At 61.4% G+C, this 12,321-nt stretch carries 11 protein-coding genes; 8 read left to right on the top strand and 3 right to left on the bottom strand.

The features are described from left to right. Nucleotides 1-10: 10 nt before the first annotated feature. Nucleotides 11-931 carry a LysR family transcriptional regulator gene (locus tag J1N02_RS27545; protein ID WP_098479695.1) on the top strand — a complete coding sequence of 307 codons (921 nt, stop codon included), beginning with the start codon at nucleotides 11-13 and terminating at the stop codon, nucleotides 929-931. Here J1N02_RS27545 and J1N02_RS27540 read toward each other — a convergent pair. Further along, a complete protein-coding gene (locus J1N02_RS27540; RefSeq protein WP_003190904.1) occupies nucleotides 903-1,157 on the bottom strand; it encodes a hypothetical protein in 255 nt (84 codons plus the stop codon). The genes J1N02_RS27545 and J1N02_RS27540 overlap by 29 nt on opposite strands. A gap of 165 nt (nucleotides 1,158-1,322) precedes the next feature. Between J1N02_RS27540 and J1N02_RS27535 the strand changes: the two genes are divergently transcribed. After that, nucleotides 1,323-1,643 carry a DUF883 family protein gene (locus J1N02_RS27535; RefSeq protein ID WP_032887039.1) on the top strand — a complete coding sequence of 107 codons (321 nt, stop codon included), beginning with the start codon at nucleotides 1,323-1,325 and terminating at the stop codon, nucleotides 1,641-1,643. Between the two features lie 40 nt (nucleotides 1,644-1,683). On the opposite strand, the gene J1N02_RS27530 is transcribed toward J1N02_RS27535, so the two are convergent. Next, nucleotides 1,684-2,718 carry an Ldh family oxidoreductase gene (locus tag J1N02_RS27530; protein WP_098479696.1) on the bottom strand — a complete coding sequence of 345 codons (1,035 nt, stop codon included), beginning with the start codon at nucleotides 2,716-2,718 and terminating at the stop codon, nucleotides 1,684-1,686. A gap of 180 nt (nucleotides 2,719-2,898) precedes the next feature. Between J1N02_RS27530 and J1N02_RS27525 the strand changes: the two genes are divergently transcribed. Continuing rightward, the gene (locus J1N02_RS27525; RefSeq protein WP_098479697.1) at nucleotides 2,899-8,004 is read left to right on the top strand and encodes a dermonecrotic toxin domain-containing protein; all 5,106 of its coding nucleotides are present in this window, start codon (nucleotides 2,899-2,901) and stop codon (nucleotides 8,002-8,004) included. Nucleotides 8,005-8,024: 20 nt separating this feature from the next. On the opposite strand, the gene J1N02_RS27520 is transcribed toward J1N02_RS27525, so the two are convergent. Beyond that, nucleotides 8,025-8,294 (bottom strand): PepSY domain-containing protein, encoded by a 270-nt coding sequence (locus J1N02_RS27520; RefSeq protein ID WP_034104642.1) that lies wholly within the window; start codon nucleotides 8,292-8,294, stop codon nucleotides 8,025-8,027. A gap of 142 nt (nucleotides 8,295-8,436) precedes the next feature. On the opposite strand from J1N02_RS27520, the gene J1N02_RS27515 reads away from it, so the two are divergent. The 5 genes from J1N02_RS27515 to J1N02_RS27495 all read left to right on the top strand — a co-directional run bounded on the left by J1N02_RS27515 (nucleotide 8,437) and on the right by J1N02_RS27495 (nucleotide 12,314). After that, nucleotides 8,437-9,432 carry a FecR family protein gene (locus tag J1N02_RS27515; RefSeq protein WP_027606444.1) on the top strand — a complete coding sequence of 332 codons (996 nt, stop codon included), beginning with the start codon at nucleotides 8,437-8,439 and terminating at the stop codon, nucleotides 9,430-9,432. A 325-nt stretch (nucleotides 9,433-9,757) separates the two neighbouring features. Continuing rightward, nucleotides 9,758-10,207: a hypothetical protein gene (locus tag J1N02_RS27510; RefSeq protein ID WP_027606445.1), complete on the top strand. Its 450-nt coding sequence runs from the start codon at nucleotides 9,758-9,760 to the stop codon at nucleotides 10,205-10,207. After that, nucleotides 10,207-10,758: a hypothetical protein gene (locus J1N02_RS27505; protein WP_027606446.1), complete on the top strand. Its 552-nt coding sequence runs from the start codon at nucleotides 10,207-10,209 to the stop codon at nucleotides 10,756-10,758. The genes J1N02_RS27510 and J1N02_RS27505 overlap by 1 nt, the downstream gene beginning before the upstream one ends. A gap of 67 nt (nucleotides 10,759-10,825) precedes the next feature. Then, entirely contained in the window at nucleotides 10,826-11,572 is a 747-nt protein-coding gene (locus J1N02_RS27500) for a hypothetical protein (protein WP_027606447.1), read from the top strand. 61 nt (nucleotides 11,573-11,633) lie between these two features. Then, nucleotides 11,634-12,314 carry a C39 family peptidase gene (locus J1N02_RS27495; protein ID WP_027606448.1) on the top strand — a complete coding sequence of 227 codons (681 nt, stop codon included), beginning with the start codon at nucleotides 11,634-11,636 and terminating at the stop codon, nucleotides 12,312-12,314. The last annotated feature ends 7 nt before the right edge of the window (nucleotides 12,315-12,321 follow it).

The raw sequence follows: 12,321 nt of genomic DNA, 5'->3' as shown, positions 1-12,321 counted from the left end.
TATGAGCCAGATGAATATCGCCCAGGTCGACCTGAACCTGCTGAAAACCTTCGAAGCCCTGCACGATGAGTCCAGCGCCAGCCGCGCGGCGTTGCGCCTGGGTGTCACGCAGTCGGCCATCAGTGCAGGCCTGCGACGTCTGCGCGACGTCTATGGCGACCAACTGTTTGTGCGCACCGGCCGTGGCCTGGCGCCGACGCTGCGGGCCAACCAATTGAAACCGGTGATCAGCGAGGCGCTGGAGCGCTGTCGGCAAAGCCTGGCGATGGTCAATCCGGACAACCCGAATTATCAAGGCCGGTCGGTGGTGGTGGGCCTGTCGGATGACTTCGAGATCGCCTATGGCCGCCGGCTGATGGATGCCATCGCACAGCGCCTGCCACAGTTGCGGGTAATCTTCCGCCAGACCCACAGCCAGATCGTTGCCGGTGCCCTGCTCGACCGCAGCCTGGACCTGGCGATTACCGCAGGCGGCTTTGCGCAAAGCCGGTTGAGTCGGCAGGTACTGGGAGAGGGGGATTATCGCTGCGTCGTGGACCCACGCAGCCTGGCGCCGGGCCAGGAAAGTCTCAGCCTGGATGAATTTGTCACCCGCGAGCATGTGCTGGTGTCGTCAGGCGGGTTCATCGGCATCACCGACGAAGGGCTGGCAGCGCAGGGCCTGAGCCGCCAGGTGTGCGCCTCGACCAGTCATTTTGCCGCACTGCCGTTTCTGCTCAAGGGCAGCCAGGCGGTGGCGACCATTCCCGGGCATGCGGCGCAGGCCATCGCCGAGATGACCGGCCTGCGGGTCCTGCCCTGCCCGCTGGCGCTGCCGCGCTACCCGGTGGAACTGGGTTGGCGCACCCAGGCCCAGCTTGATCCGATGTTGCTTAAAGTACGCGAAGCGATTGCCGCCGGCTTTACTTCGCCGCCGCCATCAACTTGTTGACTTCGCTGCGCACCATGTTGGAAAACTCCGGCGGCGACATGCCGTCGAGTTCGGCGCGGACCCATTCGGCCCACTTGCCCTTGCGCTTGGCGCGCTCACCGAACAACCGCGCGGCTTCGCCCTTGGCTTTGCCCAGGTTGGTTTGCCACAGGTCGTAGAGGCGGGACTTTTCATCTTCCAGCTCGGCGCGTTCGGCGAGGGTCTTGTTGGCGAGATTGAAGCTCATGTTGAAATTCCTGCTGCACAAATAGACGACATCTTACACTGTAGGTCGATTTTTCCGGATTCGGATTTCGTTCGCCAGTGCCGACCCGGCAAAAAAACTGCAACTTTTGCCACCGCCCGGCACTCCATTGTTCACTGTCACATTCACCTGCAAGGAGTCACACCCATGGCCCGCAAAACTGCCGCCCAAGCTGTTGAAGATCAAATCAAGGATCAAGCATTCAGTGAACTGACGGCCCTGATCGAAGAATCGGACAAGCTGCTTAAAAGCAGCGCTGCCCTGGTGGGCGAAGAAGGCGAAACCCTGCGCGAACAGGTCGCCATCAAACTCAAGCAGGCACTGGACTCGGTATCCAACGTGCGCGAGCGCAGCAAGCCGGTGGTCGATGCCACCGAAACCTACATCGGTGGCCATCCATGGCAGACCGTGGCGATCTCCGCGGGCTTTGGCCTGGTGGTTGGCCTGCTGCTGGGTCGCCGTAACTGACCGACACATGCCCGTAGCAGCTGACGAGCCTCGTCAACTGCTACGTAGCCCAGTCCCGCAGCTGGTTCAACGCGTCCAGATCCACCACCACGCCCTCCTCCAACGACTTCGCCCGTATGCGATGACGTCGATCCCCCGGTAAGCGCCGCAACCCCGCCGCATGCATCTGCCGCACCAGTTCCTGGCTGCGCTCGGCGAAGCTTTGCCCGGCGGTTTTGCTGGGGTCGATCACGATCAACAGTTGCCCGGTCCAGGGCGTGCGTGCGCCGGGGTGGTCGGCCCAGTTGAACTCGAAGGAAAAGTTACCGCCCGTCAAGGCCGCCGCCAGCAATTCGACCATCATCGACAACGCCGAGCCCTTGTGCCCGCCAAAGGGCAACAATGCGCCGCCTTCCAGCACAGCCTTGGGGTCGGTGGTGGGCTGGCCGAGGCTGTCGACCCCCATGCCCGGCGGCAAGCGCTCACCCTTGCGCGCGGCAATCTGCACGTCGCCGTGGGCGATGGCGCTGGTGGCCAGGTCGAACACAATCGGCAAGCCGTCGGCACGCGGCGCGGCAAAGGCAATGGGGTTGGTGCCGAACAGCGGCCGGTCGGCGCCATGGGGCACCACGCACGTCATGCTGTTGACCACGCTCAGCGCCACCAATCCTTGCTCGGCGAAGGGTTCGACATCCGGCCACAAGGCCGCGAAGTGATGGGAATTGTGGATCGCCAGCAGTGCGATACCGGCACTGCGAGCCTTATCCACCAGCAGCGCGCGCGCCGCTTCAAGGGCCGGCTGGGCAAACCCGTTGCCGGCGTCTACCCGTACAAAGCCGGACGCCACATCAGTGACCACCGGCACCGCCTTGCCATTGACCCAGCCACTGGCCAACGTGCTGAGGTAACCGGGGATGCGGAAAATGCCGTGGCTATGGGCGCCGTCACGCTCGGCACTGGCGCAATTGCGCGCCAGGATTTCGGCCACTTCCGGCGCGGTGCCGTGTTTCACGAATACCGCACTCAGCAACCCCACCAGGTCGTTGAAACCGATGAGGGCTGTGGCGTTGTCGACTATCGGGGACTGGGCAGACATCTGTAGCTCCGATTTTATAATTGGAAGAGACAACAAGAATCCAGACCGATGATTAAACAACGCCTGCCGTGCCTGCTGTCAACGGGCGCTTGAGATCTGCGCCAGTTATCTACCGCCCTCCACGTGATGCCAGCACCTATTTTGGAGCCTCAAACGCGCCATACCGATGGAGAGTGCAGCATGGCAAACGTCACCCCACCTTATTTCTTCGAAGAACTGTTGCGCCCGGACCGACGCAAGGAACCGACGGAACGGGAGCGTGCGCTCGGGTTCACCGTCAAGGACCTTGATTGGCTGAACACGCTGTATTACGCCACTGACGCGATACGCATGGCGCCGACGGAAACCGGCTATCCCATGCGGGTGGAAAGGCTGCTGGTGGGCCTCGCCGACCAACCTGCCATCCCATTGGCCGGCGCCTTCGTGATGAGCCCGACACCCGACGAGGCCAAGACCGTGCTCTATACGCCCTACGGCGGCCTGGAGCTGTTCGCAAGCCACACCGGGTTGTTCGATGCACTCGGCGACCGCCTGGCTCAACCGCAGCACCGCGCCGACCTGCTGAGTTTCCTGTCGATCGACGAGCGGGATGGGCTTGGGGCGGACACACGACTGACAGTCACCACCGCAGTGATCCAGGGCGCAGTGATGGAGGACCAGGAACGCGTGATCCTCGCGGCCCAGCAGAAAAATGTGCTGGCGATGCTCGCCGAGCTGCGCAAACTCCCCAGCCTGCGCGAGATGCTCGACACCTTGCTCGGCATCATGGCCCGCACCTATTTTCCAGGGGTGAACCAGAGCAACACCCGGGTGAACTTTTTCCGCCGTGCGGCCACGGCCGCGGACATGCACTGGGTCGCCTCCGAACCGCTGCGGGATGCGCTGTTGCGCTTCTATGTGCAGCAGGCCTGGCCCACGGACCAGACCCACACGTATTTCAACATCGGGCATGACACCCGGGCCTTCAGCGCCGAGCAACTGGTCCAGGAGCAACAGCGCTGGGACAGCGTGGTCGAACAAACCGCCAGCATTCTTTCGAAGTTATTGAACAGCCTGCTGCAAACCTACTGGAACGAAGACTTCAAGGATGGCCAGTCGCGCGTGCGCTTCTTCAGCCGGGTCATGGCTGACAAGTTTCGCGCCGACCTGTTGTTCAAGCACCAGGCAACGATCCTCAGCAGCGCTGAAAGCCTGCGGCTGCGCACGGTATTCCTTCCGGACCAGGCCGCGCGCAAAGCCGTTGACAGCCAGCTGAACATCGAAAAAGTGCGGGTGCATGCGCCTTTTCAGCATTACGTCGAGCTGGCCAGCACCCTGATGATCAGCACTGCCCACGCGTACCTCTACACCCAATCCCGTGGCTTGCAGGTACTCGCCGACCTCAAGGACCTCAACGACACCCTGCTGGCCATGCTCAAGACCGCGGGGCACGAAGACGAGTTGCTTAATTTCCTGTCCATGGATGAGCGCAGCGTATTCGTCGGCATGGATCAAATCCAGGTGACCGGAACACCTGTCGCCGGCGATGTGTTCCAGGAAACGGTCGCGGACATCGTCGCCAAACAGCTCGGCAACCTTGAGCATGCGCTCGGGCTTTATCGGCGCAGCGCAGGCAACGTCGACCTGGCCGCCCTGCTCGACAGCGCCCTGGACGTACGCAACATGCTCGACACTCGGTTGCTGGAGCAGGAAAGCGACGGACGCTGGTCCATCCATCCGATTAGCAGCGGCAATGGCCGCCCCTCCACCGTCCAGGCGGAAAAAGCCAGGCTGCACCTGCAACGCCTGCAGGCGGTCGAGGCGGCAATGGCACGGGAGCGCAGCCAACTCCCAACCCTGCGCACCCTGGCCGCCCATGCCCTGCAGGTGGAGTTGAGCAGACGAAACCTGGACCTGCAGCCCGAAGACGTCTACATCAATACCTACCCCACCCAGGCCCAGGAGCGCGAAGAGCGCTTGCCCCAGGCGTCTTCGAGCATGGTCGAGCACTTTATCGCCCGCCTGGCCAGGCAAGCCGATGCCCTGCCCGCGTCCAACCTCACCTGGTTCTACGGCAAGCGCAGCGCCGGTGCCGCCTACAAACTGAACAACCTGACCCTCGCGACCTTCAACGCGATCATCGACCAGGTAGTGAGCACGTTTGCCCGCAATGACCTGCGCAGCTTGCCGAATGTGCTGCTGGAGAATAACCAGGCGCACCTGAGCCAGGGCATGCTGCAAGGCCTGAACGGCGAAGCGCAACTGCGGGCGCTGAACAAGAGCCTGTCGCCCGCCGGCCTGGCGTTGCTGGACAGCACGCTCCAGGCCGACAGCATGACCCGCCTCACCCGCCATGGCTTGAACGGCTTTATCCCGGATGCGTTCGGCCTGACTGTCCGCATCGGCTCGGATGCCACGCCCCATGCCCTGGCCAATTGTTTTGTATTGACCGAACGTGGCGGCCTGGACAACGTGCATTCAGGCATGGCGCTGTTGTGGACGCCCCATGGCGGCTATGAAGCCTTTGCATCGATCAAGGCCCTGCGCGATGACCTGGAGCAACGCCTGCAGGATCCCCGGCGGCGACTGCCCCTGATGGAAAACCTGCGCGTCTCCAAGCGCGTGCCCCATCAGGCCTGTCAGCTCGGCCCACTGCAACGTATCGACGATCACCTGCTGCATGACCGGCAACAGACCTACAGCGACTTCACCCGTGACGAGATCAATCATCTGTTCTGGATGGGACTGAAGGCCGCGCGTTTGCAGACCGGCATGGACAACCTGATCCGCCGCCCGCCACCGAGCAACCTGCCCAGGGCCATCGCCATCGCGCACGCGCTGGTCCGCCAGCAGGCGCTGCCGGTAGGGCTGGGCATGGCGCCACCCCACGAGCAAATCCTCCACGCCGAACTGCTGGAGCAATACCGCATCAGCGCACCGGACGCACGTGACTACCTGCACAGCATCACGCCGATGCGCAATGAAGCCCGGCGTGTGCTTGCGGAACTGCTCAACGCGCGTTTTCCGGGGCAAGTGGTCAATCCGGATAACGTATTGATACCCGGCCGTATCGACCTGAAAGGTAACGCCCAGACCCTGACGGACTTTACCTTGCGGCACTTGCCCGAACTCAGTGGCGACGCCATACGGCCACGTTCGCGTACCGCCACGCCGCTGCCGGCGGCATTGGACGGCAATGCCATCGTGCAGCTGGTGCGCCAACTGGATTTGAAACGCCTCTACCAGGCCCGGCTCACCCCTCTTCTCAAGGGTCAGTCCGAAGAGGCCCGCGAACGGCGTCGATTGTTCTGCCGGCAATTGCCCTGGCAATTGCTGCAATACGCCCATGGGCAAACCCTCGATGAGCGGCTGTCCGCCTCGGCCTGGAGCTATATCCAGCAAGCCTTCGACATGCCCGATGCGGTGGCGCGGGCCGCCGTGCGTGGCGCGACCGCGATCGTTCGTCCGCTTGAGTTGATCGCCACCGAGGGCGCGGCGCGGGTCAAGGCGCTGGGCTGCTACCTGATCGGGCCGGCCGCCGGCATCCGCGGCCCACTGGTCCTGTACGCGCCCTACAGTCCCAGGCATCTATTGCGCGAATACGCGGATGAAGCCGCGCTGCTCCATGAATTCACCACCCCGGGCGCACTGCAGGATTGGATAGTCGGGCAGCTGGATGCGCCCCATCAAGCGACTTACCGCAACTTGCTGGGCGAGCGTTGGAGCCAAGGATTGTCCGAGATTCGTCTTGGCGTATCGCCCATCGGCGGCAACCTGCTGAACCAGTTGTTCGATGACAATAGTGAGATGCTGCTGCGGATGCTGGCCCGCCAGTTCGAGCGATTGGGCAGCGCCCAATGGGACGCGGTCACCAGCCTGTTCAGCGAGGAAATCCCCAAGGGCCTGCAATTGCTGGCCGGCAAGCTCGCCTATCCGCTGGTGGTGTGGCGCAGCTATGAATTGTTCAAGGCCTCCGCTGAAGACCTGCAGCAACATCGCTGGCAACACGCGCTCAAGACCTTTGCCGCCGGGGTGGCCGAGCTGGCCTCTTTGCGCAGGGACATGGACAAGGCCTTTGCGCCCTCACCCGATAGGTCGGCTGACCTGGACCTGACCGCTCCCGGGCGTACCCATTTGCAAGCGTTTGAAAACCATGGGGTGGCCTTGGCTGATTTGAAGCAAGTTTCACCCAACAGCCCCTATCGAGATGAGACCGGCACCCGCGATTTTGTCGCGGTGGCAGGCAAGGTCTACCCGGTGAAAAAAGCCGGGCAACGCTGGCGCCTGAGCAACGGCGAGTTGCACGGCCCTTATGTACAACACCATGCCCAGGGCGGCTGGACACTGGACCTGGATCGACATCATCCACGCTACGGAAAAACCTTGAGTCGCTACACCGGCAGGGTGCAAACACGGGCGGCCGAGCGCGATGCCATCAATATCGAAGCGGCGGGCATGCGGGAAATTGCGGCGTTGTCGAGTTGGAAAGCCCAGTGCATCGATGAAGCGCTCAATGTCGCGACGTACTATGCGGTCACCTGCAAGCGCAACCTCCTGCACTTTGCCACGCACCTGGACCCCAACGGCCGCGCGGGGCGGTTTTTCAGTGAGTTGTTCGGCGTGGTCACGCTGACCTCCGATCAAGTGCAAAGAGTCGAGCGACGCGTCGACGAACTGCTCGATGAGTTGACCAATCACACCCTGATCGGTCCCGACTCACAGCGTTTTGTCGCCGGCACCCATCGCTATAGCCCACACGACACGTTTGCCTTCGTACTGCCCAATGACACGGAGCAGAAAATCTATTTGCTCGATCGCTTCTTCGACCCGCACATGGATATCTACCAAAACCGTCTGAACACGCCCTTCAACCTCTCTGCCCATGCACGGGCAACGGTGCTGATTCACGAAATCACCCACATCAAATCCTTGACCGAAGACCTGGCCTACCTGGACAGCATGCGGCCGTTCCACGACCTGATCAATGTCAGCATCCGCGGCGCCAGGCCGATGCAGACCGACCTGGCCGACTTGCGTGAGACCGCCTTGTCCACCCTCACGCCCGCCGCCCTGCTGTTCAAGACCTGGGACGATTTTTCCCAGGAATGGGAAGACTTCGGCAGCAACCGCGGGACCACACCGGCCAAGGACAAGGTGCTGAGCACCACCGGCACTCGCACCCTCAGTGATGCCCGTGCCATCTTCATGAGCGACGCCGATAAACGTATCGATACCATTCTGGCGAATGCCGACTCGGTGACCTACATGATCAGCCAACTCGGCCGGGAACTGGATGCGGGAGCCTGAACAGGCTCCCGGCGGGTCTATCAGTCTTTCTGGTCACGCAGGATATTGCCCGAAGCGCCATCGATGCGCGCTTCATACACGGTGCCGTCTGACTTGCGGCCCTTGACTTCCCAATAGCCGTTGTCATCGGCTTCGGCCGCATAGACTTCGATGTAGCCGGCCTTGGTCTTGGCCACTTCAATCGCCTTTTCAATGGTGATCCAGCCCGCACCGGGCTTATCGGCCATGGCGGCGCCGGCACTGAGCAGCGCGGTGGTTGCACACAGGGCGACTAAGGTTTTCTTCAGCATATTCGTACTCCATTGTGGGAATGTCCTGAATTTTTTAGGTCCTGGCAAATAAGAATAAGTTCCAATTGATGTGCAATCGCCATGACGCCTGTTCTCGCGGTCCACCTCGGGAGGTTAGAATGTGCGAAATCAGGATGAGTTAATGAGCGAAAAGTCCGTTTCAGAAGCCGAATATGACGCCATCACCGACGCCGCCGCGCATTGGTGCATGCGCCTGCACGCCAGTGATTGCACCGCGGATGAACGTCAGGCTTTTGCGCAATGGCATGACTCCCATCCGCTGCACGCCTTTGAATACGCGGCCATGCTGGAAATCTGGGACGTCGCCGACCACCTGCCGCGCCACGAGATCCCGTCGGTGGTGGTGCCGTTCAAGCCGCGCAGCCGGCTGCGCACCTACGCGGTCGCGGCGGCGATCTGCCTGGTCGCCTTGCCTCTGGCCGCCTTCACTGGCTGGGAAGCCGGCTGGCTGCCGAGTTCCTATGAGCGTTTCCAGGCCGCCAACGGCTTGCGCCAGGTCACCCTGGGCGACGGCAGCCAGGTGGAACTCAACCTGGGTACCGAGCTGGTCTTCAGCAACTACAAGGATCAGCGCCGCGTCACGTTGAACAAGGGCGAGGCGTTCTTCAAAGTCAGCCATGACAGCGCCCATCCGTTCATCGTGCACGCAGGCGAAGGCCAGGTGCGCGTCACGGGCACCCAGTTCAACGTCTGGAAGTATGAAGACCAGGTGCGGGTCACGTTGCTCGAAGGCTCGGTGCAGATTGCCAGCGACGCGTTACACGGCAGCGTGCCCCTGACGCCGGGCATGCAGGCCAGCTACCAACAGGGCGATGCAACGCCGCGCATACAGGCAATCACCGCCAATGACAGCGCCCTGGCCTGGCGCCAGGGCAAGCTGGTGCTCGACAACCTGGCGCTGGTGGATGCGTTGCCGTTGATCAACCGCTACCTGAACAAACCGGTGATGCTGGCAGACGCCAACACCGGGACGATTCGCATCGGCGGCATCTACAACATCACCGAGGTCAATAACCTCATCCCCTCCTTGCCCAAGGTCTTGCCGGTCTATCTGACCCAGAACCAGGATGGCAACCCCGTACTCAATTCCATCCCGCGTAAATCCCCTAAAGGCTGAGCTTGCCCCCGGCTCGGGCGTCGCTGCGCCTGAAGTGTCCATTTTTGAGACACTCGACTCCCCTGGACCGCCCCTGTGGTGCGGATTCATCGTTTTGTCATAGGCAGTGTTACAGCGCTGATACAGCTTGGTGAATCGTTTGTGGTACGGCGCTGTGTGTATGCCTGGGCGGCAGGTGTCTCAGCGCTGAAACAGCACTGACATCACTTCGCCCACAAACAACTCCAAGCCATTGAATAACAACGGTAAATAAAAAGCGGCACGGCTTCTGCTCTATCCCTTGCAGCGCTGTTTAGGGTCAGCGCGACGAATAAGGAATGCCGCCGTGGCCACACTCACTCAAGGTTCGATGAACGTGCTGCTGATCAGCTGTGTACTCAGCGTCGGCATCAGTGTTCCCAGCTTTGCAGAGGATGGCGTGATCGTGACAGGGCGCAACGTACAGGCTCATATGTACGGCCGCGCCGCCTTCGGTAAAGACCCCTACCCCACCACCGCCAACGCCAACCCCAGCCGGGACATCATCGGTGCCACTGGCGAGCTCAGTGATATGGATATCGGCGGCATCAGCAGCGGCTCAAGCATTGTCCGCGCAGTTCAGACCAACGGCACCTTGACCGGCCTGCACGCCACACAAAACAGCATGTCCACCCTGGGGGCCGGCTCCGCCGCGGGCCACGGTGCGGGCAGCGGCATGGGCGGGCAGATCAGCGACTCGGTCCAGCGCGGCATGGCGCCGTTGAATAACATCGGCAGCATGCTGGGGGGCAAGTGATGAATCGTTCCCTGCTCGTTCTCGCCCTGTTGGCCAGCGCCCCGGCATTCGCCGACGACACGGCGGTGATCCACAACAGCGGCCAACAATACCAGGGTGTCGTGTCGATCAACCAGGCGGCCGGCAACCAGCAACAAATGTCCAACAGCCGCGCCATCGCGCTCGGTGGCCAGGCCACCAACGTCAACATCCAGCGCCTCGACGGCAGTGTCGACCCGTCCCTGAACGCCAGGGCGGCGATCCAGGGCAGCTCATTTACCAACGGCAACGGTGTACTGGGCATCAACCAGTCGGCCGGGGCCAATAACCAATCCATCAATGCCGTGCGGATCAGCATCAACCCTGGCCCGCAAAGCATCGATGACAGCGTCCTGTTGCAACAGAACACCACGACGCTGGCAACCGACTCAGGGCTCACCCCCACCACTGGCAGCCGCCTTGTCGTTACGAGCGACCAGGCCTTCACAGGCAGCCGAGGAGTGATTCAGGTGAACCAGAGTGCCGGGGTGGGGAACCGAGTGGCTAACACCCTGGGCATCACTATCAAGTAAACGCTTGGTAGCACTCGTTAGACCGTACCAACACTTAACCAACTAATTAGAAGCAAGGAGAAACACCATGAAACCTCAAATGGCTCTGAAACCACTGGTTTTCGCACTGGCCGCACTCATGGCTGCTGCTGCTCAAGCAGGTGGTGGCTGGCACCCTGCGCCTCAACCCACCGGTGTGGTTGCCTCTGTGGTGACCGATGTGCAGAACAGCGTGGGCAACAAGTTCGATGACACCAAAACCGAAAACAACGCCTCCGCCGACGGCTCGGTCACCAGCAACAGCGGTAACACCGGGGTCAACGTACAGGCGGGCAGTGGTAACCAGGCCGACAACTCCGGCGCCATCTCCAGTGCCAAAGGTGACTTTGCAACGGTATTCGCTGTCGTCGATGTCAATCAAAACAGCGGGCTCAACAACTTCGTCAACAAAGGCACCCAGAACAACGCCTCGTTGGATAACTCGGCTAACGGGAACTCCGGCAACCTGGGTTACAACGGCCAGGCCGGTCAAGGCAACCAGGGTAAAAACAACCTGGCAATCACCACCGCTGATGGCAAAAACATCGCAGCGGCCGCCAACACCGAGCAAAACTCGCTCGCCAACAGCTACCTGAACACTGCCGCTACCAGCTACGGGTATGGCCATGGCAGCAAAGCCCAATACGTGTCCAACAACTCCAGCCTCGACAACTCGGTTAACCGCAACTCCGGCAATGTGGGTGTGAACCTGCAATCCGGTTCGGGCAACCAAGGCAGCAACAGCCTGTCGATCGGTCAAGGTTGCAGCGTCTGCGCCAGCGGCGTGCGCTTCTGATCCAACGGGGCCTTGGCAACAAGGCCCTTTTTTATTCCAGTGTCCAGCAGGTCACACGATCATGCGCCTCGCGACCCTCACCCTCCTGATGCTGCTCACCGGCCCGACCTGGGCAGGCACCATGGCGATCTCCGCCCTGCCTGGCGGTACAGTGATCTACAAGAAGGTCGAGAGTATTCGTGAACGCCGGTTCGCCAACCTGGTGGAACAGAAAACCGATTTCAGCTGCGGTGCTGCGGCACTCGCTACCATTCTGCGCCAGGGTTATTGGCTGGATGTAGACGAAGATCACGTCATCAAAGGCATGCTGGTCAATGCCGACCAGGACCTGGTGCGTACCCAGGGCTTTTCCATGCTGGACATGAAGCGCTACCTCGAAAGCATCGGCATGCGTGCCCGGGGCTACAAAATCGCGCCAGAAACACTGGTCACCGTAAGGATCCCCGTGGTGGTCCTGCTGGAAATTCGTGGCTACAAGCACTTCGTGGTGATGCAGCGGGCCGACAAGGACTGGGTCTATATCGGCGACCCGGTACTGGGCCATAAGCGCTATTCCCATGATGACTTCGTCAAGGGCTGGAACGGCATCGTGTTCGCCGTGCTGGGTGAAGGTTACGACAAGGCCAACGCCCTGCTCGACCCGCCCACGCCACTGACCGCCAAGAACCAGTTGAATGAGTTCAGGCCCGTAGGCGATGCCGAGCTGATGGATTTCGGTTTTATCCAGAGCGACTTCTTCTAAGAAGCGC

Origin of the sequence: Pseudomonas sp. NFX5, assembly GCF_049132125.1 — a bacterium.
Lineage (GTDB): Bacteria > Pseudomonadota > Gammaproteobacteria > Pseudomonadales > Pseudomonadaceae > Aquipseudomonas > Aquipseudomonas marginalis.
This window is presented reverse-complemented; position numbering and strand designations above follow the sequence as displayed.

Excerpts from the sequence above, each read along its gene's own strand:
- J1N02_RS27535 (WP_032887039.1), top strand. The coding sequence starts at position 1,323 with ATGGCCCGCAAAACTGCCGCCCAAGCTGTTGAAGATCAAATCAAGGAT.
- J1N02_RS27525 (WP_098479697.1), top strand. The coding sequence starts at position 2,899 with ATGGCAAACGTCACCCCACCTTATTTCTTCGAAGAACTGTTGCGCCCG.
- J1N02_RS27540 (WP_003190904.1), bottom strand. The coding sequence starts at position 1,157 with ATGAGCTTCAATCTCGCCAACAAGACCCTCGCCGAACGCGCCGAGCTG.
- J1N02_RS27505 (WP_027606446.1), top strand. The coding sequence starts at position 10,207 with ATGAATCGTTCCCTGCTCGTTCTCGCCCTGTTGGCCAGCGCCCCGGCA.
- J1N02_RS27500 (WP_027606447.1), top strand. The coding sequence starts at position 10,826 with ATGAAACCTCAAATGGCTCTGAAACCACTGGTTTTCGCACTGGCCGCA.
- J1N02_RS27520 (WP_034104642.1), bottom strand. The coding sequence starts at position 8,294 with ATGCTGAAGAAAACCTTAGTCGCCCTGTGTGCAACCACCGCGCTGCTC.
- J1N02_RS27545 (WP_098479695.1), top strand. The coding sequence starts at position 11 with ATGAATATCGCCCAGGTCGACCTGAACCTGCTGAAAACCTTCGAAGCC.
- J1N02_RS27515 (WP_027606444.1), top strand. The coding sequence starts at position 8,437 with ATGAGCGAAAAGTCCGTTTCAGAAGCCGAATATGACGCCATCACCGAC.
- J1N02_RS27495 (WP_027606448.1), top strand. The coding sequence starts at position 11,634 with ATGCGCCTCGCGACCCTCACCCTCCTGATGCTGCTCACCGGCCCGACC.
- J1N02_RS27530 (WP_098479696.1), bottom strand. The coding sequence starts at position 2,718 with ATGTCTGCCCAGTCCCCGATAGTCGACAACGCCACAGCCCTCATCGGT.